Here is a 26,923-nt window from a genome sequence, read left to right as displayed (position 1 = left end):
CGAGACGTGAGGAACACTGGCGGCGAACGGACCTCGACCTGTGGGGGGCGAACGTGGACCGCCCTGTGCGGCCGCCCGGGCGTTGGCGGCCAACGCCACCCCGGCCCGTTTCCCGCGGTCCCTCGCCCCCGACTCGATCATCTGGGCCGGAGCCCTGTTCCGGACCGGCGCCCTCGCCCTGGCGGCAACGACCCGTCCGGCGCTCCTTCTGTCCGTGCTGCTGGCCGGGATCGGCGAAGGGCCGCTGACCGCGCTGTTCGCGGTACGCCACCGTGAGGCGCCGGGCGCTCTGCGCGGCCAGATCTTCACCACCGGCGCCGGGCTGAAGATCACCGCCTACGTCGCGGGCGCCGGGCTCGCAGGCCCGCTCGCCACCCGGTCACTCCCGGGCGCCCTCGTCACGGCGGCGGGAGTGGCCGCCTTCGCGGCGTTCGGCTTCTTCGCCGTACCCGAACCCGGCATCACTCCCGATCGGCGACCGGCGCACCGGCAACGGCCCTGAAGTCCGCGAGAGAGCGGACGTACGACAGGCCGGGCCGACCGGACAGCGTCGTCTCGCCGACGATCCTGAACCCCGAGCGCGCCAGCACGGCCCGCGAGGCCGCGTTGTCGAGCGTGGTCGCGGCACGCAGCACCGTCAACCCGTAGCTGCGGGCGGCAAGGACGCAGATCTCCCGCACGGCCCACGCGGCAAGTCCGCGGCCCGTGAAGCGCTCTGCGATCCGGTACCCGAGGTCCGCGCCGCCGTCCATGACGTCCACGAGATTGACGCGCCCCAGCACCTCGCCCTCGGCGCCGACCAGCACATGGAAGGAGCAGACCCCGGCCTCCTGCTCGGCGAGCAGGGCGCGGAGCCGCTCGTCGAAGCGGGCGAAGTAGTCATCGCCCCGGTCGGGGACGGACGCCGCGAAATAGGCCCTGTTCTCCTTCTCGAAGGCGAGCAGCGCGGGAGCGTGAGCCGGGCGGAGCAGTTGTATCTCGGGCATGGAGGGAATATAGGCAAGTTGTACGTGTAAACCATAACGATCTCGGCCCAGCCCTTGTGCGCGCGTCGATTCCCCTTAGCCTCCGGGCATGGCATTTCTCTCCAGCCGCCGCAGAAGGGCACGCCTCGCCCCGGAGCTCGACGACCAGGATCTGGGCAAGCTGCTGAAGTCCCTTGTGGCGACCACCAGGACCGGTACCATCGCGACCACCGACCTGTGCGTGGCGCAGATGACCCGCCTCCTGGAACAGGATCCGGGCGACTGGGACCGCCGGACGCATCGCATGGACGTCCTGTCCTCATACCTCGTCGGATCACATCTGGCGCGGTCCTGGGCCACGCGTGAGCCCCGCAACGTGGACGCGCTCGTCCTGCAGGCCTGGACCCGGGTCGCCCAGGCCCGCGCCCAGGGGCGTCTCGAGGACCCCGCAGGCACCGTCGAGATGTGTCTGCGCGCTGCCGAACTCGCCCCGGAGGACCCCACTCCCTGGGTGGCCCTCCTCGCCGTGGTGCGTCTGGAACGCCGCCAGCAGGCCCACGTCTTCGCGGTGTGGAACGAGGTGCTCACACGTGATCGCTGGAACCGCGAAGCCTATCTGAACATGCTGTCGTACCTCAGCCCGCAGGAGGCGGGCTCGCGCATCCAGGTGCTGGAGTTCGTGGACACCCTGCGCGCCCGCATGCCCGCCAACGCGCCCTGTGCGGCGACCGAACTCACGGCGCAGGTGCACCAGTACCACGCCATCCTCGACCGTGGTGGAGTGGAGGCACTGGTCGCGCGGAACCACTGGTCACAGATCACCGCAGAGCAGGCCCTCGACCGGGCCGCGCAGACCTGGAGCCGGCCGGGGTTCCTCCGTCATGCCAAGGCGCTTGCCGATCTCAACCTCCTCGCCTACGCCTTGGTGGCCGCGGACCGGCGCGCCCAGGCGCGTTCCGTGTTCGAGGCGATCGGTGGCGTGGTCACGGCGTGGCCGTGGCGGGCCGGTGGTGATCCGGTGACCGAGTTCGACACGACGCGCCAGAAGGCCACGGCCGGGGTGTGAGTTGCCCGTGTTCTGGTGCCTCGTCGATTCCTCTCGTCGATTCCCCGTGTCATCCATGTGATGCGAAGGGAGTAGGGGCCAACGGGATCGCCCCGCCCGGAACCCCGTCACACACGGCGCTGCGGGACGGGGCGATGCGGCCCTCGGCTCATTCGGCGGCGTCGGACGGGGACTTCTCCGCGCTCTGCGGCGTCGGCTCGGACGCGTTGGCGACGGTGTAGAAGACGGACGAACCCTGCTTGGTGCGCTGGGCGTTGTTGCGTGCCACGAGGTTCTCCAGCGTGGTGCGGATGACCTTGGTCTGGATCTCCCGGTCCGGGTGGGCCCTGCCCAGCGCCTCGGCGACCTCCGCGGCCGAGCGGGGCTCCTGCTGTCCGGCGAGATGGCGCCGGACGAGTTCGATGAGGGTGGGCAAAGCCGTCTGACCTGCCGCCTTGTTCGCCGCGGACTTCTTCGTCGGGGACTTCTTCGGCGAGGTCTTCGTCGCCGCGGTCTTCGTGGCGAGCTGCTTCTTGTGCCCGGTCGGCTCCGGGGCCGCCTTCTTCGGCGCGCGGCTCGGACCGGGCGCGGTGGTGGACTTCTTGCGCGGGGCCGGTACCACGGCGCCCTCGGCCGGAGCGGTCCTACTCACCGCGGCCGCGACACCGAGGGCCTGCCGCATGTTCACCAGGATGGTCTGGTCGTGCTGCAGCGCGGCCAACTGCTCCTGCAACGCCTGGATTTCGGCGGTGATGCGTTCCTGTTCCTTGATGTTGCTCTCGAGGTCGTTGGTGACCTGGCTGACGTACTGCGAGGTCAACTCGGTGACAGGTGCGGTGGGCTCAGGCATCTGTGGCTCCAATCGTGACTCGGGTGCGCTCCGGTGCCTGCGGTTGTGGCGAGCGTGGAGCGGGAGTTGTCCTGCGGGTCCCCCGACACATGGATGATACGGATGGTCCGGCGGGTTTCCACTGAGTGAATCCCGTGCGCGGCGCGAAGGTGTACCGTTCGTCCTGCGCGGTCGTTCCCCTGTGGTGTCCGTCCCGTGTGTCATGCGCGAGCGCGAACGGTACACGACGCGGGCGCCGGCCACGGGAAAGCCCTGACGGGATCCCTCATCCCGTACGAGTGTGCGGAACCTGTGTGCCATGTCTCCGCGGACGGCGACCGGTTGCCGTGGACGGGTTGGGCGACCCGGCGACTACAGGTGCGGAACCGGGTTCTCACGCAGCCAGTTCAGAACCTGCTGCGCGTGCTCGTTCGGTGGGAAGACCGGGTAGAAGACATGCTCGACGACACCGGCGCGAAGGACGAGTGTGAGGCGCTTGAACAGCCGGATCCCCTCGACCTCGAACGTGGGCAGACCGCGGTTGGGCGGACGACGTCGAGGGCCCGGCGCTGCGCTCCGTCGACGCAGAGCCGCACCGCCGGCGGCGACGGGCCCGAACCAGTGCCGTCACGGAGTGTCCTCCCGCGGGGAGGCGGCCGAGTCCAGGATGTGTGTGCGAAGTCCGTCCATGTCGAGGGCCGTGGTTTTCGGGACCGTCTCGTTCCATGCCCGGGCTGCCCGGTCCAGCGCGTCGGTGAAAGTCGCGCGCAGTCGGCGGCGGAACATCAGCAGACCGACCGCGGCCACGGGGCGGACCACCGAGCGGCCCCGGAGCGACAGGACGAGGCGTATCTCCCAGCGGCCCTCGCCACGCGGACGGGGCACCGCCCGTAGCCTCACCGTGGCGAAGCGGTGGTCCAGGCGCGCCTCGAACGGCACGCAGGAGAAGCGCCGGCCCGCGGATGCCTTCCACCACGCCCGCAGGTCGACACGGGCCTCGCCGCGTGCCTGGCGGAGGGCCGGCCAACGACCGGCGGTCCGCAACGTTCCGCGCAGTTCGGCGCCGGCCGGGTGTCCCACGCCGTGGAGCGTGCCCTCCACGGTGACCGTGTCCCCGTCCCCGAGGACGTGTTCCAGTCGGGCCGCCGGGTCGCTCCCCGACCGCCGTACGACGACCCGCAGTTGTTCCGGTGGCTCGGGCCCCCGTCCTCGGACTCGGACTCATGGACAGCGCCGGGCGCGAGATGCTCGCCCTTCACCAGCCGCACGCCGAGCACGGGCCGCCCGTCGGGCAGCAGCACCCGTCCGTCCTCCGAGCGGCTGCCGCTCACCACGTCGTGGACCATGGCGAGGGCCTGCTCGAAGCAGGTGCGGGCCACGGACTCGACGCTCACCGAGTGGCTCATGCGACTCATCTCCCCACGATGGCGCCGCACCGCGTGTACGGGTAGAGGTACGACGCGGTGCCGGGCGTCGAGTACACGCCGCGGCGGCGCCCGCTCGGGGCGTGGGGCGCGCCCGGGGCCGTGGCTCCCCTCCTCCCGCCCCCGAGGGGCCCCGCGCCACCCTCGGCAGGCTCAGGGAGAACCCTGGGCCAGTCGCCGCAGGACGTCCACGGCGCGCTCGGCGTCCTCGTGGGGCACGAAGAGGTGGTCGTGGTGGAAGCCGGCGACGACGTTGCAGCTCAGGCCGGCGTCGGCAAGGGCGCGGGACACCGCGGCGGTCAGCCCCACCGCGCCCAGCGCGGAGTGCACCCGCAGGGTGATCCACCCGGCCACGTAGTCGTACGCCATGCCCGCCGCGTCCGCCTCCGCCTGCGGCACGACCAGGGTCAGCCCCTCCTGTTCGGCCACCGTCACCACCGGGGTGACACCGGACGGCACGCCGCCCTCGGCCATGGTGAAGACATAGCGGCCCGGATTCAGTTCGGGGCGCATGTCGCGGAGCAGTGTCTGCAGATCAGTCTCGCCGGTCACGGACCCACACTATGGTCCGCACGGCCGCTCGCGCGGGAGGCGGGCGATGAGGGTTCGCCGATATGCAGGACCGCGTCCACCGCATCGAGTGTCGCCCGGTCGAGCGGGAAGCAGGCCTGCTCGGGACGCGTGTCCGTCCGGGTGCGGGCGGCCGGGAGACCGCTGGCCCCGTCCAGGGCCCAGGTGGTGATACGGCTCTGGAGCAGGCCCTCGTACGTGCCCGGGGCGGGGTACCGGAGCCCGAGGACCTCGCCGCGGCCCAGGCTGCCGGCGACGCAGACGTACCGCTCGCCCAGGAGGACACCCACGATGGCGCCGGCACCGGACCACTCGATGGCCGGGTCTCCCCGACCCCAGATGCTCGGGTTCCGCTTCAGGTGGTGGTTGTGCGCGAAGACCAGGGGCGCTCCACGCTCTTCCTCGGCACTGCGGATCTCCAGGAGGTTCTGGGCCATGAGCGCGTCCTGGGTGGCTCGCCCCCGGCCGGGACCCGGCGACCGGATACCGCGTCTTACGCGCCGACGACGTCCGCGACGCAGAACTCTGTCAGGGATGCCGGCCTTCGGCAGGTCGGTTCGTCTGAACGCGGTGAGGACCGCCGTGACCGCTTCCGCCAACTGCTCGGCGGCGACGGACGGAACACGTCCGGGAAGAAGTCCAGGCCGACGTGGTCCAGGCTCTGCCGGAAGCGGTCGTCGGCCAGGGCGCCGAGCTCGGACCAGGAGGTGTCGGCCGGATCGAAGGTCGGCACGGCATCGAAGCCGATCGCCGGACTGTGGCCCATGGCCCGGGCCTCCTGCTTGGCCGCGACAACCCCCTGGACGAGCGCGCGCGGCCGTCCGCACCGGTGGGTCGCACGCACGCGGCAGTTGCTCGACTCCCGGGGGCCAGGGCGGGTGCGTTTACGGGAACCAGGCGCCGGGACCGGTCCACCACCACCTCCTGTACTTCTCGGCATGTCCCTTGGCCGTTGTCCGTCCGTGACACCGAGCCCTCCTCAGGCTGAGCGATGCTCCCGAGGCCGCCGGGGAGTGCCACGTTCGGGCGAGGTCCGCTGGCCACCGCCGGCGCAGGAGGGCACGCTCGATACGGCGAGGGCGCGCCGAAGCCGCACACCTGGTGCCGTCGTCGACGAGCCGGATTCCGATCGATTCTGGAGGATGTCCTCATGGACATGCCGATCGTGAACGAATGCGCGGTCCAAGACTGCGCCTACAACCGGGATCGCGCCTGCCACGCCCTGGCCATCACCGTGGGCGACGTCCGGCACGCGCACTGCGACACCTTCTTCACCGCCCCGTCGAAGGGCGGAGACCCGTCCGCCACCGGCCACGTCGGCGCCTGCAAGATGGCCGACTGCCGGCACAACGTCGACTTCGAATGCCACGCTCCGGGCATCGCTGTGGGCTATCACCAGACCGATGTCGACTGCCTGACCTACGCACCCGCCTGAGACCTGCAGGCCGTGTCACCCGGTACCGCTGATCCGCGCAGCATCCGGGACCACCGGACGGGAGCGTGTCCCACGTGCCCGTGGTCCATGTCCGACGTTGCGGTTGCCCCGTCCCGCCAGACGTTCCCCCTGTCACGCTTGGCGGTTCGGCTGCCCTGACACATCACCACCGGGGGCAGCCGCTTGTTACTCTTTCCGAACATGCGAGCGCTCTTCCCGGGATCCTTCGACCCGGTCACTCAAGGGCACCAGGACGTACTCCGGCGCGCTTCCCTCCTGTTCGACGAGGTCGTCGTGTGCGTGATGGTCAATCCGAACAAGACCGGCCGCTTCCCCATCACGGAACGGCTGGACCGGCTCCGTGCGACAGCGACTGACTTGAGCAACGTCACGGTCGACTCCCACACCGGCCTGCTGGTCGACTACTGCCACCGAGTCGGAATCGACGTCGTCGTCCGCGGAGTCCGCGGGGTTCGCGACCTGGACCACGAAATGCCGATGGCCCGCATGAACCACGAACTGGCCGGAGTCGAAACGCTCTTCATCGCCGCCGACCCCGCCCTGGCCCACATCTCCTCCACCCTCGTCACCGCGACGAGTCAACAGGACCGTGTCCCCGATGATGATGTGAGTGAACTTCTTGCAGCGGGTGGGATCGTCAGCGAGGGTTCCTCGGACGTGTCCCGCGTGGTGAGCCGGACGAGCCGTTCGTAGCAGCAGAGGGCTGCGGCGGGGCCGAGGAAGGCCGGGTAGTCGCGGGGATGACGTTCGTGGCGCCGGTTGAGTCGGCGGTAGCCGGTCAGCCAGGACATATCCTGGTTCGGGATGCCGAAGTCGACGGCCCATCGGCGTTTCCTGATCTGGTCGAGGGCCGGAGTCCGGGCCGGCTCCACGAGGAGATCCTGCACCGGTTCGACGACGCCGGTCGGTGATCGAACCGCTCCGGAACAGCCCAACTCCCCGTCCCCCGCCCCGTACCGGGACCAGCGACGGCTCACCACACGGGCCGCGGTCCCGGTCCGGAAGAGCGACCGGTATCCGTCGGCGTGCGCGCCTCACCCGGCGCCTGTGCCGTCGGGCACCCGTAGCTCCTGCCAGGGGTGCCCAGGCGCTCCTGCCGCAGGGCGCCCGGCTCCTGCCGTGAGCCCCCGCCGGCGGAGTCCTCGTCAGGCGCCGTCGGCCGGGGGCCGGAAGTAGTGCCCCTTCTCGAGGTCCTCGAGGAGACCCGGGTGGGTCGGCTTCCAGTCCAGCAGGTCGCGGGTCAGCGTGCTCGACGCCGGGGAGTCGAGGCCGAGGAAGCCGGCCAGCCAGCCGAAGTGCTCGGCGGCGCTCTCCGGTGCGACGGAGACCACCGGCACATCGAGGTGCCGGCCGATCACCTCGGCGACATCACGGATCGCGACGCCCTCCTCCGCGACGCCGTGCAGCACGGAGCCGGCCGGGGCCCGCTCGACGGCCAGGCGGAACAGATGCGCGGCGTCGCGGCGGTGGACGGCGGGCCAGCAGTTGGCGCCGTCGCCGACGTAGCCGGAGACGCCTGCGGCGCGGGCGGTGGCGACCAGCGCCGCCATGAACCCCTTGTCCCCCTCGCCGTGGCAGGTCGGGGAGAGGCGGACCACGCAGGAACGGACACCGCGTTCGGCGAACTCGAGCACCTCCTGCGCCGTCGTGGCGCGGATCGAGAGGGGTGAGCCGTCGACCGTGGGCCTGTCCCGCTCGGTCGCCGCCCGCCCGAGCGCGAGGCCGGTCACACCGGAGGCCAGGACGAAGGGCCGGCCGCTGCCGGCGAGCGCGGCGCCGAAGACGTCGACCGCGCGGCGGTCGGTCTCGGCGGCACCCCTGAAGTCGCCGCTGAAGGCGATGTCGTGCTTGAAGGCGAGATGAATCACCCCGTCCGACGCGGCGGCCGTGTCCCGCAGCAGGTCGAGATCGTCGACGGTACCGCGGACGGGCTCCGCGCCCGCCGCGACGAGCGCGGCCGCGGAGGCCTCGGAGCGGGCGAGCCCGACGACCTGGTGGCCCGCGTCGACGAGTTCGGGTACGAGGGCGGATCCGATCCAGCCGGAGGCGCCGGTGACGAAGATGCGCATGGATGACCCCAGACATTGATGTCAGTGACTGACATAGACGTTACACCCGATGTCAGTCCCTGTCATCACGGTAGGATCGCCGCATGGGTAGATGGCAGCCGGACGCGCGCGGACGCCTGGGGAGAGCCGCACTGGAGCTGTACGCGGAGCACGGGTACGAGCAGACCACCGTGGCGGAGATCGCCAAGCGGGCCGGGCTCACGGAGCGGACCTTCTTCCGGCACTACGCCGACAAACGGGAGGTGCTCTTCGGCGGCGCAGCCGATCTGGAGGCGCTGACCGTGCGGACGGTCGCCGAGGCTCCGGAGTCCGCGGCGCCGCTCGACGCGTTGGCGGCCGGACTCGACGCCGTCGCCGAGGTGTTCGCCGACCGGCGTGAGGACGCGCGCCGACGGCAGTCCGTGATCACGGCGAACGCGGAACTCCAGGAGCGCGAGCTGATCAAACTCGCGTCGATGGCGTCCGCGCTCGCCGACACCCTGCGCGGCCGCGGCGTTGCCGAGCCGGCCGCGAGCCTGGCCGCCGAGGCGGGGGTCGCCGTCTTCAAGGTGGCGTTCGAACGGTGGATCGCGCCGGCCGAGGAGCGCTCGCTGCGGCAGCTGATGCGGGAGTCGCTGACCGAACTGAAGGCGGTGGCCTCGGGGGCGTGAAGCCGCGGTCGGCACGGGAACCGGAGTGCAGCGCGGTTCGACTCGTCGTCCACGGTCAATGGTCGGGTCGCGTCCATGCGGCTCGGGTGTGTCCGAGGGGGTCTCCTGGGGCGCGCTTCTGTGATCCCGACGACCGTCGGCCCCTGGCACCTCCGATGTGTGCCGCTGCCGTACGGGCCCCGGCGGCCGTACTTGACGTTCCGGTAACGATCCACCGAACATCGGCACGCGCTTTCATGGAACGTACATACGATCCTGCGCATGAACAGAGCTGTGAAGATCGGCCTGGCCGGTACCTGCACCGCGCTGCTCGCCCTCGGGGGGATCGGTACCTACAACATCGTGCACAGCCTGTCCTCGGGCTCTGCGGATGGCGGAGACTCCCAGGACGCGCGCGCCTTCGATTCGTCCGCCGTGTCGGCCACGCCCCCGTCGGACGCCGAGGCGGTGAAGCGGGCCCGCGCGTTCCTGGACAGCTGGTCCCGGCAGCGTCTGGACGGCGCGGCGGGCGACACCGACGCAACGGGCACCGCCTCGCAGGCGTTGCGGGCCTACGCCGACGGGCTGCATCTGAAAAAGCTGTCGTTCGGTCACATCGTGTCCGTGGGACCGTCGTCGGTGACGCCGGGCGCCGCCAAGGTGACCTTCGACGTGACCGCCCAGGTCGCGGGCGGCACCTGGACCTACCCCAGCGCGGTGGCCGTGCTGAAGAGCACGAACGGCACCTCGGCGGTCCACTGGAACAACTCGGTGCTCTATCCGGGCCTGGGTGACGACCAGTCGCTGACCGCGGGGACGCTGCCGTCCGACGCCACCCCCGCGAAGGTCGTCGCGAGCGACGGCAGAACCGACCTGTCCGGCTTCGCCTCACTGCGGGACATCGCGGCCACGGTCGGCAAGAACGCCGAGCCCGAGGGCGGCAAGCCCGGCACGGGCGTGGCCGTGGTCGACGCCGGCGGAGCGGGTGTGAAGACGCTGAAGGTCTTCGTCAAGGGCCGCCCGGCGGTGGTCAGGACGACCATCGACGCCGGTCTCCAGGCGGTGGCCGAGCGTGCGGTGAAGGATGCTCATCTGCAGCAGAAGCCCGCCGGGACCGTCGCGCTCGACTGGCGCAACGGCCACGTCCTCGCCATCGCGCACTCGGGCGACGACGGCGACATCGCCGTCAACGGCATCAAGTCGCCGGGCTCCACGATGAAGATCATCACGTCGGCGGCGCTCTTCGACAAGGCCGGGCTCACCCCGAGCAGTCCGGCTCCCTGCACCGACTCGCTGATGGCCAACAGCCAGTTGTTCCACAACGACTCCGGTGTGCGGGCCAACCCCGGTTCCTCCCTCGCCCAGGCGTTCACGGTGTCGTGCAACACCTCCTTCATCAAGGACGGTTTCCACTACCTCGTGCACGACGGCGACGCCTCCGCCCTGCACGACGAGGCCGTGAACGTCTTCGGCCTGGGCAGCTGGTCCATCGGCGGCGGGGTCGCCACCACCGACCCGAGCATCCCGCCGGACGTCCGGGGCGGCGACCAGGCGGCCCAGTTCATCGGTCAGGGCAAGGTCACCGCCACGCCCCTGTTCATGGCGTCCGTGGCGGCCACCGTCCGGGGCGTCGGGTTCAAGCAGCCGATCATCGTGCCGGGGCAGCACCAGGAGAGGGCGTCCCGGCCCCTCTCCGCCCGCACGGCCGGGTATCTGCAGTCGATGATGCGCAGCGTCGCCGCGAGCGGAACGGCGGCGCCACGACTGGGCGGTCTGACGGGTGTCGGCGCGAAGACCGGCACCGCGGAGGAGGGCGACCACACCAACGGCTGGCTCACCGCCTACGACTCGCGCATCTCGGTCGCGGCGCTCGTCGAGGGCGGCAGCTCGGGCGTGGACTCCGCGGGTTACGTCGTACGACGGCTGCTGACCGGCAGCTGATCCGGGGCCTCGGCGATCGCCCCGGGGGCCGTGTCGCCGGCGGGGACCGTTCGTCCCGCCGGCCGTCCGCCCGTCCGGTGACCACGGCGGGGGCGAAGCCGTCGTAGCCCTTGGAGCCGACCGTCTCGAGGGTCGCGGCGTCGACCGCAGGTGCCCGGCGATGAGTTCGCCGGAGCGGTGGACGCCTACGAGAGGATCCCCTCCCGTCGGCGCGGAATCGGTTGGCCGGCGCCACCCGGGCCGCGGACGTCGCCGTCATCGGGGGACGAGGAGACCGTCGCCGCCGAGGTGCGCCGCTACCGCGAGGCCGGGGCGACGGGGGCGGGGTTCACGGCGACCGACCCGGGCGGTGACGCGGACCGGCGCCGTACCTGGAGACTGCTCGGCGAGCCGGCGGCCGCCTGAGCCGCCCCTCCACCGGCGCGGGGGCGGCGGGCTTCGTCGGGCGCGCTCTTGCGCGGCCCCCCGATCGCGCGGGTGGCGTCCTTCTGCCGGGTGGGGGAGGGGCGGACGCTGAGCGGAAGCCGGACCGAGACCGCCCTGCAACAGCGCGGCACACCCGGATGCCGGTCCGGGCTATGCATGGACATGCGTAATGATGCATACTCTTCCTATGTCCAAGGTCCTCACTTCCCTTCCGGTCGGCGAGCGCGTCGGTATCGCCTTCTCCGGCGGCCTCGACACCTCGGTCGCCGTCGCGTGGATGCGCGACAAGGGCGCCGTCCCGTGCACCTACACCGCCGACATCGGCCAGTACGACGAGCCCGACATCGCCTCGGTGCCCGGCCGTGCGAAGACCTACGGCGCCGAGGTCGCGCGCCTGGTCGACTGCCGTGCCGCCCTCGTCGAGGAGGGCCTGGCCGCACTGACGTGCGGCGCGTTCCACATCCGCTCCGGCGGCCGGGCGTACTTCAACACCACGCCGCTGGGCCGCGCCGTCACCGGCACGCTCCTCGTGCGGGCGATGCTCGAGGACGACGTCCAGATCTGGGGCGACGGCTCGACCTTCAAGGGCAACGACATCGAGCGGTTCTACCGCTACGGCCTGCTCGCCAACCCGAACCTGCGGATCTACAAGCCCTGGCTGGACGCGAACTTCGTGACCGAGCTGGGCGGCCGCAGGGAGATGTCGGAGTGGCTGGTCGCCCACGACCTGCCCTACCGCGACAGCACGGAGAAGGCCTACTCCACCGACGCCAACATCTGGGGCGCCACCCACGAGGCCAAGACCCTGGAGCACCTGGACACCGGCATCGAGACCGTGGAGCCGATCATGGGCGTCCGGTTCTGGGACCCCGAGGTCGAGATCGCCGTCGAGGACGTGACGGTCGGCTTCGAGCAGGGCCGCCCGGTGACGATCAACGGCAAGGAGTTCGCCTCCGCCGTCGACCTGGTGATGGAGGCCAACGCCGTCGGCGGCCGCCACGGCCTCGGCATGTCCGACCAGATCGAGAACCGGATCATCGAGGCGAAGAGCCGCGGCATCTACGAGGCGCCCGGCATGGCGCTGCTGCACGCGGCCTACGAGCGTCTGGTCAACGCGATCCACAACGAGGACACCCTGGCCCAGTACCACAACGAGGGACGGCGCCTGGGCCGCCTCATGTACGAGGGCCGCTGGCTGGACCCGCAGGCGCTGATGATCCGCGAGTCACTGCAGCGCTGGGTCGGCGCGGCCGTCACCGGCGAGGTGACCCTGCGGCTGCGGCGCGGCGAGGACTACTCGATCCTCGACACCACGGGCCCGGCGTTCAGCTACCACCCGGACAAGCTGTCCATGGAGCGCACCGAGGACTCGGCCTTCGGCCCAGTGGACCGTATCGGCCAGCTCACCATGCGCAACCTCGACATCGCCGACTCCCGTGCGAAGCTCGAGCAGTACGTCGGCCTCGGCCTGATCGGCACCGGCAGCCCCACCATCGGGGCCTCTCAGGCGGCCGCGACCGGGCTGATCGGCACCATGCCGGAGCTGCCGGAGGGCGGCGCCGAGGCCATCGCCTCCCGCGGCGAGGTCTCCGAGGAGGACGCCGCGCTGGACCGCGCCGCGATGGAGTCCGGCACGGACTGACCCGCCGAGCGGCTGTTCACCCTTGGGCAGCGGGCCCCGCCGGTTCACCACCGGCGGGGCCCGTCGTCGTACGGCCCTCTCGTACGCTGTGGCACATGCCGTCCCCCCGATTGCGACGCGTCGCCGTCCTGGTGCTCGAAGGCGCCAAGCCGCTCGACGTCGGCATCCCGGCGCAAGTGTTCACGACGCGGCCGAGCATGCCGTACGAGGTGCGGGTGTGCGGGGCGGCGCCCGGGCTCGTGACGGGCGGCGACGGGCTGTCGTACCACGTCGCCCACGGCCTCGACGCGCTCGCCTGGGCGGACATCGTCTTCATTCCCGGCTACCGGTTCCCGGACCGCGAGGACCCGCCGGCACTCGTCGTGGATGCGCTGCTCGCCGCCCACGCGCGGGGCACCCGGCTCGCCGCCATCTCGACCGGAGCGTTCGCGCTCGCGGCCACGGGCCTGCTCGACGGCAGACGCGCGACGACCCACTGGCACTACTCCCGGGCCCTCGCCGCGAAGCATCCGCTGATCCGGGTCGACGAGGACGTACTCTTCGTCGACGAGGGCAGCGTGCTGACCTCGGCCGGCGCCGCCTCCGGCATCGATCTGTGCCTGCACATCCTGCGCGGGGACCTCGGCGTCGCCGTGTCCAACCACGCGGCGCGGCGCCTGGTCGCCGCGCCCTATCGCAGCGGCGGTCAGGCCCAGTACGTGCCGCGCCGCGTGGCCGAGCCGCTCGGCGAACGGTTCGCGGCCACCCGCGAATGGGCGCTGCGCCACCTCGGCGAGCCGCTCAATCTCGCCGTGCTCGCCCGGCACGCGGCCGTCTCGCCGCGCACGCTCTCCCGGCGCTTCGTCGAGGACACGGGGTACACCCCGATGCAGTGGGTGATGCGCGCCCGCATCGACCTGGCCCGGGAACTGCTCGAGCGCTCCGAGCGCGGCATCGAGCAGATCGCCGCCGACGTCGGACTCGGCACCGGCACGAATCTGCGGACCCACTTCCAGCGGATCCTCGGCACCACCCCGAGCGAATACCGGCGCACCTTCACCCAGGGCGAGTGACCCTGGCGCGATCCTTGCGAACCATGGCGCTCTCGACATGGTCACGCGCGGGCACGGCGCGCGATGCTGGGGGCGAGCCGAAGGAACCGTGGCATCCGAAGGGACGACACCGCTCATGACTCGCATCGCCATCAATGGATTCGGTCGCATCGGACGCAACGTCCTGCGCGCACTGCTCGAACGCGGCAGCGCCCTGGAGGTCGTCGCCGTGAACGACCTCACCGAACCCGCCACCCTGGCACGGCTGCTCGCCTTCGACACCACGGCCGGCCGGCTCGGCCGTCCCGTGACCGCCGACGGGAACGCCCTCGTCGTCGACGGTCGCCGTATCACCGTCCTCGCCGAGCGCGAGCCGGGCCGACTGCCCTGGGCCGAACTCGGCGTGGACATCGTCCTCGAGGCGACCGGCCGCTTCACCTCGGCCAAGGCCGCCCGCGCGCACCTCGACGCGGGTGCGCGGAAGGTGCTCGTGAGCGCGCCGTCCGACGGAGCCGACGTCACGCTGGCGTACGGGGTCAACACCGACGCGTACGACCCCGAGCTGCACACCATCGTCTCCAACGCCTCCTGCACGACCAACGCGCTCGCACCGCTGGCCGCCGTGCTGGACGAACTCGCCGGCATCGAGCACGGGTTCATGACGACGGTGCACGCCTATACCCAGGAACAGAACCTCCAGGACGGTCCGCACCGCGACGCCCGGCGCGCCCGCGCCGCCGCCGTCAACATCGTGCCGACCACGACCGGCGCGGCGAAGGCCATCGGTCTCGTGCTGCCGAACCTCGACGGCAAGCTGTCCGGCGACTCGATCCGCGTGCCGGTCCCCGTCGGCTCGATCGTGGAACTCAACACGACCGTCGCGCGCGACGTGACCCGCGACGACGTCCTGGCCGCCTACCGCACCGCGGCACAGGGCCCGCTCGTCGGCATCCTGGAGTACTCGCAGGACCCGCTCGTGTCGTCCGACATCACCGGCAACCCGGCCTCCTCGATCTTCGACTCGGCCCTCACCCGTGTCGACGGCCGGCACATCAAGGTGGTCGCCTGGTACGACAACGAGTGGGGCTTCTCCAACCGCGTGATCGACACCCTCGAGCTCCTTTCCCGGCGCTGACCCGGAAGACGCGGCTCAACAGCCTGCGGTGGTGGCAACACCCTGCACCGCCGTAGGGAAAGCCCCCCGTCGCATCCGGTGACTGACCGGCTGTTGCGGCCGAACGGGCGCGCCGAGACTCGACGGCATGGCCCTTTCCACTCATGCCTCGGTCACCGCCGAGGCGACGGCCGCCCGTTCCCGTACGTCCGGCTCCGCGGCCGGCAGCGACTTCGCCCGGCTGTCCCGGCGTGTCGCCGAGGCGGGACCGACGAAGCGGCGCCCCGGCTACTACACGGCACGGCTCGCTCTGGTGAGCGCGCTGTTCGCGGCCGGCTGGGGCGGCTTCCTCGCCCTCGGCGACACCTGGTGGCAGCTGGCGGTGGCCGCCTTCCTCGCCTTCGTCTTCGGCCAGGTCGCCCTGGTCGCCCATGACTTGGCGCACCGCCAGGTGTTCCGGCGGGGCCGGCCGAGCGAGACGTGGGGCCGGCTCTTCGGCAACCTCGGGATCGGCATGAGCTACGGCTGGTGGCAGAACAAGCACACCCGCCACCACGCGAACCCCAACCACGAGGAACTCGATCCGGACGTCGCCCCGGACATCCTGGTGTGGTCCAACGCCCAGGCCCGCCGAAGCCGTGGCCTCGCCCGGCTCATCGGGGGCCACCAGGCCTGGCCGTTCTTCCCGCTGCTCACGCTGGAGGGCTTCAACCTGCACGTCGCGAGCCTGCGGGCGCTGCGCTCGCCGTCCATGAGGCACCGGGCCCTGGAAGCCGGCCTGCTTCTCCTGCACCTCGCTGCCTACGTGTCCGCGCTGTTCCTGGTGCTCTCGCCCGGCAAGGCGGTCGCGTTCCTCGTCGTGCACCAGTGCCTCTTCGGTGTCTACCTCGGCTGCACCTTCGCCCCGAACCACAAGGGCACGCCCATGTTCACCGGGGACGAACGGCCAGACTTCTTGCGCCGTCAGGTCCTCACCTCCCGCAACGTACGCGGCGGCCGGCTCACCGATGTCCTGCTCGGCGGCCTCAACCACCAGATCGAGCACCACCTCTTCCCGGGCATGCCCACCCCCATCTGCGCCGGGCCCGGGTCATCGTCCGCGCCTACTGCGCTGAGATCGGCGTGCCGTACCACGAGACCGGACTGATCCAGTCCTACCGGGAGGCGCTGACGCACATGCACCGGGTGGGAGAACCGATCAGGCGGCAGCGCCGGGCCTCCTGACGACGGCCCCGGGGATGCTGTCACCAGCACCGGCGCCCCTGGGAATGCCTGAGCGGCCGGCGGCGTTGGGTCCATCGCTGACATGCTCGGGCCAATTCCGGGATGTCGGTGAAGGGAGATTCTCATGGCACGCAGCACCGTGCGTCCCGTCGTCAGGCTGAAGTCGACGGCCGGGACCGGCGTCACCTACGTGACGCGCAAGAACCGTCTGAACGACCCCGACCGGCTCGTCCTGCGCAAGTACGACCCGGTCGCCGGCCGGCACGTCGCGTTCCGCGAGGAACGCTGAACCACACGGTCGGCCCGGCCCGTGGCCGACCGCCGTGTGCCTTCGAGTACGAGGAGAACCCAGCCATGAAGGCGCGCGCGTCCCTGCGCTCGCTGAAGTCCGAGCCCGGCGCCCAGGTGGTGCGCCGCCGCGGTGCGGTCTTCGTCGTGAACAAGGAGAACCGGCGCTTCACGCTACGCCAGGGCTGACCGAGGGCCCGCGAGGGCTGACGACGACCGGTACCGAGAAGACATGGACCCGGTCCCGCGCCCGCGGGACCGGGTCCATCCATCTCCGGGTCGGTGATCCGCGACCTGATTCTGGAGGATCTCTTACCCCGGTCTTCACGATCGTGCCTGGTCCGCTGCGTACGGTGGCCGTCGTGGGTGGCCGTCGGCAGCGGGCGGCCCTGGATCGGGTGGGGGACCGGATGACGGTTGGTCGGCGTGCGGTACTGGCCGCCGTGGCGGGAGGACTCCTCACGGGTTGCGCCGGCCCGAGGAACGGCGGCGGTGCCGCCACCGCCCCCTCCGGTTCGCCGGCGACAGGCGGCGGCACGGCGACCCCGCCCACCGTCGGCGCCACACCCCCCGCCACGACCGCCGCCGCCCGGCCTCCCGTCACCCGCGCCGAGGTCGTGGCCCGCTACGGGCACCGTGTGCCGCACACCTGGGGCTTCGACGGCCCCGGCGTGGTGCACTCGTTGCCGCACCCGACGCGCGACATCGCACTGACCTTCGACGCGTGCGGCGGGCCCGGCGGCAGCGGCTACGACCAGGCGCTGATCGACTTCCTCCGGGCACGGCGCGTTCCGGCGACGCTGTTCATCAACTCCCGCTGGATCGGCGCCAACCCGGCGACGTTCCACCGGCTGGCCGCCGACCCGCTCTTCGAGATCGCCAACCACGGCACCCGGCACCGCCCGCTGTCGGTCACCGGTCGCTCCGCGTACGGCATTCCCGGCACCCGCGGCGCCGGCGAGGTCTACGACGAGATCGCCGGGAACCGTGCCGAGCTGACCCGGTTGCTGGGCGCACCCCCGCGCTTCTTCCGGTCCGGTACCGCCTACTGCGACGACGTCGCGGCCCGTATCGTCACCGACCTCGGGGAGCGGTTCGTCAGCTTCTCGGTCAACGGCGACGGCGGCGCCACCTTCACCCACGAGCAGGTCCGCACCACCGTCGCCGCCGCGCCGGGCGGGTCCGTCGTCCTGTGCCACATGAACCACCCCGAGGGTGGCACCGCCCGGGGCATCGCAGCCGCCGTACCGCTCCTGCTGTCCGCGGGCCACCGCTTCGTCCGCCTCTCGGACGCCCTGCACCGGCCCTGAGACGCGCCTCGTACGGCACATTCCGGCCCGGGTACTCATGTCACACCCCTCGTCACCACGGCCCCCACGGATCACAATGTGTCCCAGAGACGCACGGGTCGCCCGGGAGGCATCATGAGCACATCAGCCGAGCCGAGGGTGTCCGGCCTCGAGGTCCGGTCGATCGACTACGTCCCCCTCGACGAACGGCACGGCAAGCTCTGGCACCTGGGTCCGCTGTGGTTCATGTCCAACGCGCAGATCGCCACCCTGGCCGTGGGTCTGATCAGCATCACCGAGGGCGGCAACCTCATATGGTCCCTGCTGGCCATCGTCGCCGGCACCGTCATCGGCACCTTCTTCATGGCCTTCCACTCGGCGCAGGGACCCCAGCTGGGCCTTCCGCAGATGATCCAGTCGCGGCCCCAGTTCGGTTACGTCGGCGCCCTGCTGGTGTGGCTCTTCGCGTACGTGCAGTACGCGGGGTTCAACGTCTTCAACAGCATCCTCGCCGCCGACTCCCTGCACACCACCCTGCACGGCAGCGTCAAGCTGTGGGTGGTGGTGGTCACCGTGGTGGCGCTGGTCGTGGCGCTGGTCGGCTACGACATCATCCACAGGGCCGAGCGGGTTCTCACGTACACCTTCCTGGTCGTCTTCGGCGTCTTCACCGTGGGCGTCCTCGTCACCCTGCACTATCCGGCGGGCTCCTTCGACCTCGGGGCCTTCAAGTGGACGCCGTTCCTCGCCCAGTTCGGCGTGGTCGCCGGCTACCAGATCAGCTGGGCCATCTATGTCTCCGACTACTCCCGCTACCTCCCGCCGGACGTGACGGTCCGCAAGACCTTCTACTGGACGTACTTCGGCTCCGCCCTCGGCGGCATCTGGCTGATGATCCTCGGCACGCTGCTCGCCGCCTGGGCCGGCAAGGACTTCGACACCATCAAGTCGATCAACGCCGCCGGTGACAAGGTGTTCGACGGCTTCGGCGCGATCGTGCTGCTCTTCGCCTCCCTGGGCCTGGTGTCCGTCACCGCGCTGAACATGTACGGCGGTTCGCTGACCCTCATCAGCGCCATCGACTCGTTCAAGCGGGTGCGCCCGACCCTGGGCGTGCGCCTGCTGACCATCGGTCTGACCGCGGCGCTCTCCCTGGTCGGCGCACTGGCCGCGACCGCCAACTTCCTGCAGAACTTCAACAACTTCCTCCTGCTGGTGCTCTATCTGTTCATTCCGTGGACCGCGGTGAACCTCATGGACTACTACGTCGTGCGCCGCGGACACTACGCGATCGCGGAGATCTTCAACCCGCGCGGCATCTACGGCCGTTGGGGCTGGCACGGGATCATCGCCTACCTGGTCGGCTTCGCCGCCGTGATCCCCTTCTTCTCCGTCGGCACCCTGTACGTCGGTCCCGCCGCCGAGGCACTGGGCGGAGCCGACATCTCTCTGTTCATCGGCCTCCCGGTCGCCGCGCTGCTGTACTGGTGGCTGACCCGCTCGATCGACGTCGTGGCCGAGACCCGCATCGCCCAGGCCGAGGCGGAAGCGCTGGAGCAGGCGGCACAAGAGCACCGCGAGCCCTGAACCCGGAGGGCGGGGCCCCCAGGCCGCTGCCGCCCCTGGGTCCCGCCGCCACCCCAGGGCGATGGGGCGGGGTGCTGCGTCGTGGCCGGCCGAACCACTCACATATAAACCGGACAAACGGGTACTTTCCCTAAGGTGCAGGTCGCGCCTGACCGCCGTCGACCCGCCTCGGGGTTCCGACCAGCACGTTCATGAGGTGCCGGGTGCTGGTCTCTGCTCTGGTCGAAGGGATGCCGGTCATGAACGAGGACACGAGGAGCCTCCACCCGCAGCGGCCACCCGCGGCGAGCCCGCAGTCGGCGGCATGGGGTGACCCGGCCCCGCTGGGCCTGGCCGGCTTGGCCCTGACCACGTTGATGCTGTCGATCACCAGTACCCACCTGCTGAAGGAGGCCGGCGCCATCGTGCCGGTGCTGGGGCTGGCCGCGTTCTACGGCGGTCTCGCTCAGTTCGTCGCAGGTTTGTTCGAATTTCGGCGGGGCAATACCTTCGGTGCCACCGCGTTCTGCTCGTACGGCGCCTTCTGGCTGTCGTACTGGTGGATCGCACCGCGCCTGGTGCTGGCCGGCAACACGCACAACGCCCTCGGTCTGTTCCTGCTGGGGTGGGCGATCTTCACGGCCTTCATGGCCGTTGCCGCGCTGAGGGTCAGCCTCGCCGTGCTGGCGGTGCTGGTGCTGCTCATGCTCACCTACCTCTTCCTGGCCATCGGTGCCTTCCAGACCGGCCCGCCGCCGCACGTCATGACTCAGGTGGGCGGCTGGTTCGGCATTCTCACGGGACTCGCCGCCTGGTACGCGGCGGCGGCGACCGTCATCAACGAGTCGCACGGCCGCACCCTCCTCCCCGTCGGCCCGCGCCGGCCCGGCGCGGCCCCGCCGCCGGGCGAGCGGCTCGCCTGAGTCCCGTTCAGCTGACCGCTGCCCCGGCTCCGGGGCCGCATGAGTGCGTCGCCGAAGGCCCGGCCCTCACCGGCATGCACCCGGCCTGGACAATCCTCGTCATGAACGACGACATGGACGACGCCCGGAGCCGGCTGGCCAGGATCCAACGGTTGCTGGAGAGCGGCGAGCGCGAACTGGTCCCGGCATGGCGCCGGGCGACCCGCGGCGAGCCGCGCTGGACGGTGACGGTGGTGATCCTCGCGGCCGTCGCCCTGCAGCTGATGCTGCCGAACCGGCTCATCCTGCTCCGCACGGTCTGGGCGCTGCCCGCGCTGGAGTTGGTGCTGCTGGCCGGACTGATCGCGGCCAATCCCCGGCGTGTGGAGCCCCGCACCCGGCTGCTGCGGTACCTGGGCCTGATCCTCGCCGGTGTCATCAGTGTGGCCAACGGCTGGTCGGCGGTCCGGCTCGTGGGGGAACTGGTCAGCGGCGAAGGGGGAGGCGGCGCGGTTCCGCTCCTGCTCACCGGGGGCATCATCTGGGTGACGAACGTGATCGTGTTCGCCCTGTGGTACTGGGAGTGGGACCGGGGCGGCCCCATGGCCCGGGTCCAGGGACGGTACCAGTTCCCCGACTTCCTCTTCGTGCAGATGCAGAGCCCGGAGCTGGCCCCGCCGGACTGGGAACCGGCCTTCCTGGACTATCTCTACCTCTCCTTCACCAACGCCACCGCCTTCAGCCCGACCGACGTCATGCCGCTCTCCCGCTGGTCGAAGATGCTGATGATGCTGCAGTCCTCGGTGTCCCTGGTGACGGTGGTCCTCGTGGTCGCCCGTGCGGTCAACATCCTGAAGTGAGATCTGCCGGGGCCGCCGTCGACGAGTACCGGCGCTCACCTCGCGGAAGCCGGCACCGGCCGGTGGGGCTCGCCCGCGCATGTCACAGATGGCCGTGCTGTTTCGTCTGAGATCTCGAAGAGCGACTCGGACGCAGAGAGGTGATGGTCATGCGGGTGTTCGCGCCGGGCAAGCCCGAGCCGGGGCAGGAGAGGCCCACGTGAGCCGCGTCGAGGAGTTCGAGGAACTGCGGCCCCTGCTGTTCTCCATCGCCTACCGCGTCCTCGGCAGCGTGACCGAGGCAGAGGACGCGGTCCAGGAGACCTGGCTGCGCTACGACCTCTCGCCCAGCCGCCCGGCCTCGACCAGGGCGTTCCTCTCGGCCACGGTCACCCGGATCTCCATCGACGTGCTGCGCTCCGCCCGGGTCCGGCGCGAGGAGTACGTCGGGCCGTGGTTCCCGGAACCGCTGCTCACGGACCCGTACGAGGACCCCGAGCACGCGGCGGAACTGGCCGACTCGCTGTCGATGGCGTCCCTGCTCCTGCTGGAGCGGCTCAGCCCCCTCGAACGGGCGGTCTTCGTCCTGCGGGAGGTGTTCGCCTTCGGCTTCCCCGAGATAGCCTCGGCCGTGGGCCGCTCCGAGGCGGCCTGCCGCCAGCTCGCCGTACGCGCGCGCCACCACATGGACGCCGGCAGGCCCCGCTTCGAGGCCGACCACAGGGAACGCGAGGAACTCGCCGGACGGTTCTTCGCCGCCCTGAGGGAGGGCAACGTCGAGGGCCTGCGCCAACTGCTCGCCGCCGACGTCCAGATGGTCGCCGACAGCGGCGGCAAGGCGCCCCGGTGGGCCGGAGGCATCCACGGCGTCGACCAGTTGTGCCGGATGCTCGACACCCTCCTCGTGCCGTTCCTCGTCATCGGCGGGGTGGTGGAACCCCGCGAGGTCAACGGCCGGCCCGGCGCGGTCCTGCGCGACCGTGACGGCAAGGTCGTCAACATCTGGATTCTCGACATCCTCGGCGGGCGGATCCAGGCGATCCGCACGGTCAGCAATCCCGACAAGCTCGGCCACCTGGGTCCCGTCGCCGACGCCTGGGCGCTGCTGCGCGAGGCACAGCGCGCCCGGGAGGACGCGGCAGGGCCGGAAGCAGGCCTGACCGCCATCCAGGCGTTCGTACCGGAACCGGAACAGGAGAACCGGACATGATCAGGACCGGTATCGTCATCGGCAGTACCCGCCCCGGCCGGAAAGGCGACCGGGTGGCAAGGTGGGTGAGGGACGTCGCGGCCCAACACGCGGGAGACACGGCGGAGTTCGACGTGGTCGACGTGAAGGACTACGCGCTGCCGCTGCTCGACGAGGCCGTGCCGGCGCGCGTCGCGCCGGGCGGGCGCCCGCACACCCGGCGCTGGGCCGAGCGGATCGGCTCGTACGACGCCTTCATCGTCGTCACTCCCGAATACAACACCGCGCCGCCCGCCTCCCTGACGAACGCCATCGACTACCTCTACGAGGAGTGGGGCGGCAAGCCCGTCGGCTACGTCGGCTACGGCGTCTTCGGCGCCGTCGTGGCCGTACAGAAGCTACGGGCTCAGGCGGGCGCGCTGCGCATGGCGGACATCGCACCCCAGGTGGCGCTGTCACTGAGGGAGGACTTCGTGGACCTCGCCGACTTCCGTCCGCGAGGGCCGCGAGTGTCCGAGGTGCAGGGCCTCGTCGACGAACTGCTGGCGTGGGCCCGGGCGCTGGCCCCGCTCCGGAAGCCGTCCACCGCGACGGCCTGACGTGCCTGTCCGCACCGGCTCGCGCCGGCCTGCCTCGGTGACGCCGGGACGGACCGGCGCGAGCGCGATGCGGCGCGGTACGGGGCGGGCCCCCTGGAAATGCCGTGCCGTGGTCCGGTTCGGATCGAGTGCGCAAAGGTCGGCGCCGAGTTCTCCGCGAAATGAGTTCTTGCGGCGGCGGGCCCCTTCTCCGGTAAACATGTCGGTGTTTCCGGGAGGGGCCGCAACGGGTACGGGATGGGAGAGGGATTTCGGTAGCAAATCCTGTGGGGGCGCTCCGGAGCCGGCCTGCGGAGCGGTTGAGTTACCCTGGATCTGCATGATCAAACCAGACGGCCTCCATCGTTACCTCGCCGTGATGCGAGTCGGGCGTGAACTGCGTGCCGTTCGGTCGTCCGTAGAGGACGTACGGGCTCCGGTTGACGGATCCCCGCTCTTCGTCGCAGGTCGCGGCCGTGTCGAGGTTCCAACGCCCGCGCGGGACACAGCGCTGTCATGTTCGCGCCGCGGGCTCGTCATGCGACGGTGCGGTCCCCAACCGGTGCGCGCGTGACCGTACCGAACCCCGGCGCCGAACCCACGCTACGCGTGATGACCGAACCCGCCCGCCCCAGACACCGCAGTGTTTTCCGGCCGGCCCGGACCTGCGTTGACTCCCCGGACGCGCCCCACCTAATGTCGCCGGCATCGACGCAGATAAACGAATGGAACGGACGTGCCGTGGCGGCCTCTTCCATCTCGTCCCTGCTTCGCATTCCGAGTACGTGTGACGTCCAGGAGGCGATATTTCCATGCTCCCGCACGCCGACAGGTCGACAAAGGTCAGTGGTCATCCGGAATTCCCGCGCAGCGCCCGCCGAGGAGACCGACGGCAGGCCGCTCCACACCATGTCACCTGCATGGCGAGCCTCGACCCCGGGCTCAGGATAGAGGCGGCCAACGCCGACTTCTTCCGGCACGTCGCACGGCCGTCCACTGAGGTCTGCGGACGCAGCATCTACGACGTCCTGCACCCCAGCGCCCGTACCGTGCTCTCCCAGCACTTCTCCCACCTGTCGACCGGCCACGGCAGCCGCTTCGTCGAGCGGGTGGTCGCGATGCGCGGGCACGACCGGGTGTTCTCCGCGGAGATCACCGGCATCGCCGTCAAGGGCGAGGGGGACGACCTCTCCGGCGTCGTCGTGCTGATGAGCCCGGACGACGAGCCCACCGAGGCCGCGGAGCGGCCCGCCAAGCCCACGCCGATCCTCACCGCTCTGGACGCCCGCATCCTGGAGGGCGTCGCCACCGGCGCCTCGACCGTGCAGCTGGCCTCGCGTCTCTACCTCAGCCGGCAGGGCGTCGAGTACCACGTCGGTCTGATGCTCCGCCGGTTCAAGGCTCCCAACCGTGCCGCACTGGTCTCCCGCGCCTACTCCATGGGCGTGCTCACAGTCGGCAGCTGGCCGCCCCGCGCTGTGCCCGACTTCGTGAAGTGACCCTCGGGAAGTGACCTCGTGAGGTGACTTCGCGAGGTGACGCCGCCGCCACGGCCCTCGGACGCCGGCTTCCCCGCACCCCCGGGAAGCCGGCGTCCGTCGTTGCGCTCGCGCCCGGGGGAACGGCGTGCGACACATCACCACCGGGGGCGGCACATCACCGGGCGCGGCGCATCACCGCCCAGGGGCGTGGGAGACGCGACGGCGTACGACCCGTGCCCACGCACGTCCCGTCGGCGCGGTACGCCGAGTCAGCGCCGATGCCCCCCGATGCCCTCGTCGTCGGCGTCCGGCCACGGTGCGTGCAGGTGCGGCGAGTCGTGCACCGGAACCGGGACCATCTCCCGCACCACCCCCTGCGCACCGCGCACAGCCGTCACCGGAAGCCCCGCACCCGGCAGGTCCTCCATGTCCACCTGGAAGCGGTCCAGGTCGTTCATCAGCCTGCGGATGTAAGGGGAGTCACCGCCGGCCGACCGCAGCGACTCGACACTGCCGCGCAACCTCACCAGGGCGTCACGCACCTCCACCAGCTGAGCGCTCATCTGCATTCCCTCCGTCTCCGGGGCCGGACAGGCGCCCGCACGCACGCCGGGCCGGCACCGCCCCTGGCGGGCGGCACTGCCTCATTGAGAAGGACCGGCACCGGCGAGCGCAACACCCGCCACCGCTCGGCCCACCATGTCTGGGCGTTTCCCGAAACCGCCGGTCACAGCGTCGAGTTCCTGCCCTGTCCGACGCCCGGGGAATCTAGGGGCCGCCCTAGTGGGTGCGCGCCTAGCGTGGGTAGCCCGACGGCCCGGGAACCCCAGCCCTGCCCCGACCGGCCGGAGCGGGCCGTCGACCACGCCGCGCGCCGAACGCATGCCGTCAGCACGCGCTGCCCGACGTCCGCGGGCCCACAGGGCTGGGCCGACAAGTTGGTGGAGTGGAATGAGCGAGTCAGAACGCACACGGTACGGGCTCAACGCCGCGCCCCAGCGTGCCATCGCCGTCATCGGCCTGGCCTGCCGTCTGCCCGGCGCCCCGGACGCCGACGCCCTGTGGCGTCTGCTGCGCTCCGGCGACAGCGCCGTACGCCCCACCCCCGCCGACCGGCTGCGGCTCGCCGGCGCCGCCGAGGGCACACCCGGCGACGACGCACCCCGCTGGGGCGGCTACCTCGACGACGTCACCGGCTTCGACGCCGGCTTCTTCGGCATCTCGCCCCGCGAGGCCGACACCATGGACCCGCAGCAGCGCCTGGTGCTCGAACTCGCCTGGGAGGCACTGGAAGACGCCCGCGTCGTCCCCGCACGCCTCGGCGCCACCAGCACCGGCGTCTTCATCGGCGCCGCCCACGACGACTACGCGACGCTCGCCCACGGACTCGACCCGGACAGCGTCACCCACCAATCCTTCACCGGCACCCACCGCGCCCTCATTGCGAACCGGATCTCCCACCTGCTCGGCCTGCGCGGCCCCAGCATCACCCTCGACTCCGCCCAGTCCTCCTCCCTCGTCGCCCTCCACCTCGCCTGCGAGAGCCTGCGCAGCGGTGACAGCGAGATCGCCCTCGCCGGCGGCGTCAACCTCCAACTCGCCCCGCAGAGCAGCCTCTTCCCTCACCGCTTCGGCGCGCTCTCCCCCGACGGCCGCTGCTACACCTTCGACGCCCGCGCCAACGGCTACGTCCGAGGCGAGGGCGGCGGACTCGTCGTCCTGAAGCCGCTGGACCGCGCCCTCGCCGACGGCGACCCGATCCGCGCCGTCATCCGCGGCAGCGCCCTCAACAACGACGGCGGCGGCACCACCCTCACCGCCCCCGATGCCGCAGCCCAGCAAGATGTCGTCCGCCGCGCCCTGCGCAACGCCGGAGCCGCTCCCGACGACATCCAGTACGTCGAACTCCACGGCACGGGAACCCCGGTAGGCGACCCCGTGGAGGCGGCGGCCCTCGGCGCCGTCCTCGGCGCCGGCCGAGCTGCCGGCGCACCGCCGCTGCACGTCGGCTCCGTGAAGACCAACATCGGCCACCTGGAAGGCGCGGCGGGCATCGCCGGCCTGCTCAAGACGATCCTCGCGCTCCAGCACCGCGAACTCCCGCCCAGTCTCAACTACGAGACCGCCCACCCCGACATCCCTCTCGACACCCTGCGCCTGCGCGTCCAGACCGCCCTCGGCCCCTGGCCCCGGCCCGACACCTCCCTCATGGCCGGTGTCTCCTCCTTCGGCATGGGCGGGACGAACGCGCATGTGGTGCTGGAGGAGGCGCCGCCGGGCGTCTTGGAGCCGGAGGAGCGAGGGGAGCAGCCGGATCCCGTGTTCGCGGCCGGTGGTGTGGTGCCGTGGGTGGTGTCGGGTCGCGGTCGGGAGGGTCTGGCCGGGCAGGCGGGCCGACTGGCTTCCTTCGCCGGGGCGGTGGAGGA

27 protein-coding genes and 4 pseudogenes are annotated in these 26,923 nt (G+C 71.2%); 22 read left to right on the top strand and 9 right to left on the bottom strand.

What is annotated here, in order from left to right:
- Positions 1-40 precede the first annotated feature (40 nt).
- A complete protein-coding gene (locus AC5WRT_RS17595; RefSeq protein ID WP_496094395.1) occupies positions 41-502 on the top strand; it encodes a hypothetical protein in 462 nt (153 codons plus the stop codon).
- Here AC5WRT_RS17595 and AC5WRT_RS17590 read toward each other — a convergent pair.
- Positions 462-986 carry a GNAT family N-acetyltransferase gene (locus AC5WRT_RS17590; RefSeq protein WP_496094394.1) on the bottom strand — a complete coding sequence of 175 codons (525 nt, stop codon included), beginning with the start codon at positions 984-986 and terminating at the stop codon, positions 462-464. The two genes, AC5WRT_RS17595 and AC5WRT_RS17590, sit on opposite strands and share 41 nt — an antisense overlap.
- Before the next feature lie 88 nt (positions 987-1,074).
- Here AC5WRT_RS17590 and AC5WRT_RS17585 point away from each other — a divergent pair, with 88 nt between their 5' ends.
- Entirely contained in the window at positions 1,075-2,031 is a 957-nt protein-coding gene (locus AC5WRT_RS17585) for a hypothetical protein (RefSeq protein ID WP_496094393.1), read from the top strand.
- Positions 2,032-2,179: 148 nt separating this feature from the next.
- Here the strand turns inward: AC5WRT_RS17585 and AC5WRT_RS17580 are convergent, their stop codons facing one another.
- The 5 genes from AC5WRT_RS17580 to AC5WRT_RS17560 all read right to left on the bottom strand — a co-directional run bounded on the left by AC5WRT_RS17580 (position 2,180) and on the right by AC5WRT_RS17560 (position 5,677).
- Positions 2,180-2,860 (bottom strand): hypothetical protein, encoded by a 681-nt coding sequence (locus AC5WRT_RS17580; protein WP_496094392.1) that lies wholly within the window; start codon positions 2,858-2,860, stop codon positions 2,180-2,182.
- A 606-nt stretch (positions 2,861-3,466) separates the two neighbouring features.
- Positions 3,467-3,919, bottom strand: a complete 453-nt coding sequence (locus AC5WRT_RS17575) for a hypothetical protein (RefSeq protein WP_496094391.1) — start codon at positions 3,917-3,919, stop codon at positions 3,467-3,469.
- A gap of 497 nt (positions 3,920-4,416) precedes the next feature.
- Positions 4,417-4,815 (bottom strand): ACT domain-containing protein, encoded by a 399-nt coding sequence (locus AC5WRT_RS17570; protein ID WP_496094390.1) that lies wholly within the window; start codon positions 4,813-4,815, stop codon positions 4,417-4,419.
- Positions 4,812-5,432, bottom strand: coding sequence for an erythromycin esterase family protein (locus AC5WRT_RS17565; RefSeq protein ID WP_496094389.1), 621 nt, complete (start codon positions 5,430-5,432; stop codon positions 4,812-4,814). The genes AC5WRT_RS17570 and AC5WRT_RS17565 overlap by 4 nt, the downstream gene beginning before the upstream one ends.
- Entirely contained in the window at positions 5,327-5,677 is a 351-nt protein-coding gene (locus tag AC5WRT_RS17560) for a hypothetical protein (protein ID WP_496100402.1), read from the bottom strand. Before AC5WRT_RS17560 ends, AC5WRT_RS17565 begins: the two co-directional genes overlap by 106 nt.
- 306 nt (positions 5,678-5,983) lie before the next feature.
- On the opposite strand from AC5WRT_RS17560, the gene AC5WRT_RS17555 reads away from it, so the two are divergent.
- Positions 5,984-6,268: a DUF1540 domain-containing protein gene (locus AC5WRT_RS17555; RefSeq protein WP_496094388.1), complete on the top strand. Its 285-nt coding sequence runs from the start codon at positions 5,984-5,986 to the stop codon at positions 6,266-6,268.
- 201 nt (positions 6,269-6,469) lie between these two features.
- Positions 6,470-6,982 carry a pantetheine-phosphate adenylyltransferase gene (coaD, locus tag AC5WRT_RS17550; RefSeq protein ID WP_496094387.1) on the top strand — a complete coding sequence of 171 codons (513 nt, stop codon included), beginning with the start codon at positions 6,470-6,472 and terminating at the stop codon, positions 6,980-6,982.
- On the opposite strand, the pseudogene AC5WRT_RS17545 reads toward coaD, so the two are convergent.
- Positions 6,955-7,083 (bottom strand): annotated as a pseudogene (locus AC5WRT_RS17545) (IS5/IS1182 family transposase); the annotation flags it as partial. The gene coaD and the pseudogene AC5WRT_RS17545 sit on opposite strands and share 28 nt — an antisense overlap.
- Positions 7,084-7,087: 4 nt before the next feature.
- Between AC5WRT_RS17545 and AC5WRT_RS17540 the strand changes: the two are divergent.
- Positions 7,088-7,194, top strand: a pseudogene (locus AC5WRT_RS17540) (IS5/IS1182 family transposase); the annotation flags it as partial.
- Positions 7,195-7,434: 240 nt separating this feature from the next.
- On the opposite strand, the gene AC5WRT_RS17535 reads toward AC5WRT_RS17540, so the two are convergent.
- Positions 7,435-8,358, bottom strand: coding sequence for an SDR family oxidoreductase (locus AC5WRT_RS17535; protein ID WP_496094386.1), 924 nt, complete (start codon positions 8,356-8,358; stop codon positions 7,435-7,437).
- Positions 8,359-8,441: 83 nt separating this feature from the next.
- Between AC5WRT_RS17535 and AC5WRT_RS17530 the strand changes: the two genes are divergently transcribed.
- The 16 genes and pseudogenes from AC5WRT_RS17530 to AC5WRT_RS17455 all read left to right on the top strand — a co-directional run bounded on the left by AC5WRT_RS17530 (position 8,442) and on the right by AC5WRT_RS17455 (position 24,515).
- Positions 8,442-9,008, top strand: coding sequence for a TetR/AcrR family transcriptional regulator (locus tag AC5WRT_RS17530; RefSeq protein WP_496094385.1), 567 nt, complete (start codon positions 8,442-8,444; stop codon positions 9,006-9,008).
- 261 nt (positions 9,009-9,269) lie between these two features.
- Positions 9,270-10,928: a penicillin-binding transpeptidase domain-containing protein gene (locus AC5WRT_RS17525; RefSeq protein WP_496100368.1), complete on the top strand. Its 1,659-nt coding sequence runs from the start codon at positions 9,270-9,272 to the stop codon at positions 10,926-10,928.
- Positions 10,929-11,114: 186 nt separating this feature from the next.
- Positions 11,115-11,333 (top strand): annotated as a pseudogene (locus AC5WRT_RS17520) (LLM class F420-dependent oxidoreductase); the annotation flags it as partial.
- Positions 11,334-11,541: 208 nt separating this feature from the next.
- The gene (gene argG / locus AC5WRT_RS17515) at positions 11,542-12,996 is read left to right on the top strand and encodes an argininosuccinate synthase (protein ID WP_496094383.1); all 1,455 of its coding nucleotides are present in this window, start codon (positions 11,542-11,544) and stop codon (positions 12,994-12,996) included.
- A gap of 95 nt (positions 12,997-13,091) precedes the next feature.
- Positions 13,092-14,048 (top strand): GlxA family transcriptional regulator, encoded by a 957-nt coding sequence (locus AC5WRT_RS17510; RefSeq protein WP_496094382.1) that lies wholly within the window; start codon positions 13,092-13,094, stop codon positions 14,046-14,048.
- A gap of 115 nt (positions 14,049-14,163) precedes the next feature.
- Positions 14,164-15,162 carry a type I glyceraldehyde-3-phosphate dehydrogenase gene (gene gap / locus AC5WRT_RS17505; RefSeq protein ID WP_496094381.1) on the top strand — a complete coding sequence of 333 codons (999 nt, stop codon included), beginning with the start codon at positions 14,164-14,166 and terminating at the stop codon, positions 15,160-15,162.
- A gap of 127 nt (positions 15,163-15,289) precedes the next feature.
- Positions 15,290-16,365, top strand: a pseudogene (locus AC5WRT_RS17500) (fatty acid desaturase family protein).
- 124 nt (positions 16,366-16,489) lie between these two features.
- Complete coding sequence (gene rpmG / locus AC5WRT_RS17495) at positions 16,490-16,654, top strand: 50S ribosomal protein L33 (RefSeq protein ID WP_496094380.1); 165 nt, start codon at positions 16,490-16,492, stop codon at positions 16,652-16,654.
- Positions 16,655-16,719: 65 nt separating this feature from the next.
- Positions 16,720-16,842, top strand: coding sequence for a ribosomal protein bL36 (locus AC5WRT_RS17490; protein ID WP_496094379.1), 123 nt, complete (start codon positions 16,720-16,722; stop codon positions 16,840-16,842).
- Positions 16,843-17,015: 173 nt separating this feature from the next.
- Entirely contained in the window at positions 17,016-17,963 is a 948-nt protein-coding gene (locus AC5WRT_RS17485; protein WP_496100367.1) for a polysaccharide deacetylase family protein, read from the top strand.
- Between the two features lie 114 nt (positions 17,964-18,077).
- Complete coding sequence (locus tag AC5WRT_RS17480; RefSeq protein WP_496100366.1) at positions 18,078-19,529, top strand: purine-cytosine permease family protein; 1,452 nt, start codon at positions 18,078-18,080, stop codon at positions 19,527-19,529.
- A 239-nt stretch (positions 19,530-19,768) separates the two neighbouring features.
- Positions 19,769-20,431 (top strand): acetate uptake transporter, encoded by a 663-nt coding sequence (locus tag AC5WRT_RS17475; protein WP_496094376.1) that lies wholly within the window; start codon positions 19,769-19,771, stop codon positions 20,429-20,431.
- A gap of 101 nt (positions 20,432-20,532) precedes the next feature.
- A complete protein-coding gene (locus AC5WRT_RS17470) occupies positions 20,533-21,270 on the top strand; it encodes a hypothetical protein (RefSeq protein WP_496094375.1) in 738 nt (245 codons plus the stop codon).
- A 199-nt stretch (positions 21,271-21,469) separates the two neighbouring features.
- Positions 21,470-22,459, top strand: coding sequence for an RNA polymerase sigma-70 factor (locus tag AC5WRT_RS17465; RefSeq protein WP_496100365.1), 990 nt, complete (start codon positions 21,470-21,472; stop codon positions 22,457-22,459).
- Entirely contained in the window at positions 22,456-23,037 is a 582-nt protein-coding gene (locus AC5WRT_RS17460; protein WP_496094373.1) for an NADPH-dependent FMN reductase, read from the top strand. Before AC5WRT_RS17465 ends, AC5WRT_RS17460 begins: the two co-directional genes overlap by 4 nt.
- A gap of 899 nt (positions 23,038-23,936) precedes the next feature.
- A complete protein-coding gene (locus tag AC5WRT_RS17455) occupies positions 23,937-24,515 on the top strand; it encodes a helix-turn-helix transcriptional regulator (protein WP_445412319.1) in 579 nt (192 codons plus the stop codon).
- A gap of 251 nt (positions 24,516-24,766) precedes the next feature.
- Here the strand turns inward: AC5WRT_RS17455 and AC5WRT_RS17450 are convergent, their stop codons facing one another.
- Complete coding sequence (locus tag AC5WRT_RS17450; protein ID WP_496094372.1) at positions 24,767-25,060, bottom strand: Rv0250c family protein; 294 nt, start codon at positions 25,058-25,060, stop codon at positions 24,767-24,769.
- A 388-nt stretch (positions 25,061-25,448) separates the two neighbouring features.
- On the opposite strand from AC5WRT_RS17450, the gene AC5WRT_RS17445 reads away from it, so the two are divergent.
- Positions 25,449-26,923, top strand: a 1,475-nt coding sequence (locus AC5WRT_RS17445; RefSeq protein ID WP_496100364.1) for a beta-ketoacyl synthase N-terminal-like domain-containing protein, incomplete at its 3' end; no start/stop codon positions are given.

Source organism: Streptomyces sp. NTD91, from assembly GCF_059510455.1.
The sequence above is the reverse complement of the archived record's forward strand: the minus strand, read 5'-3'. Positions and strand labels throughout refer to the sequence as shown.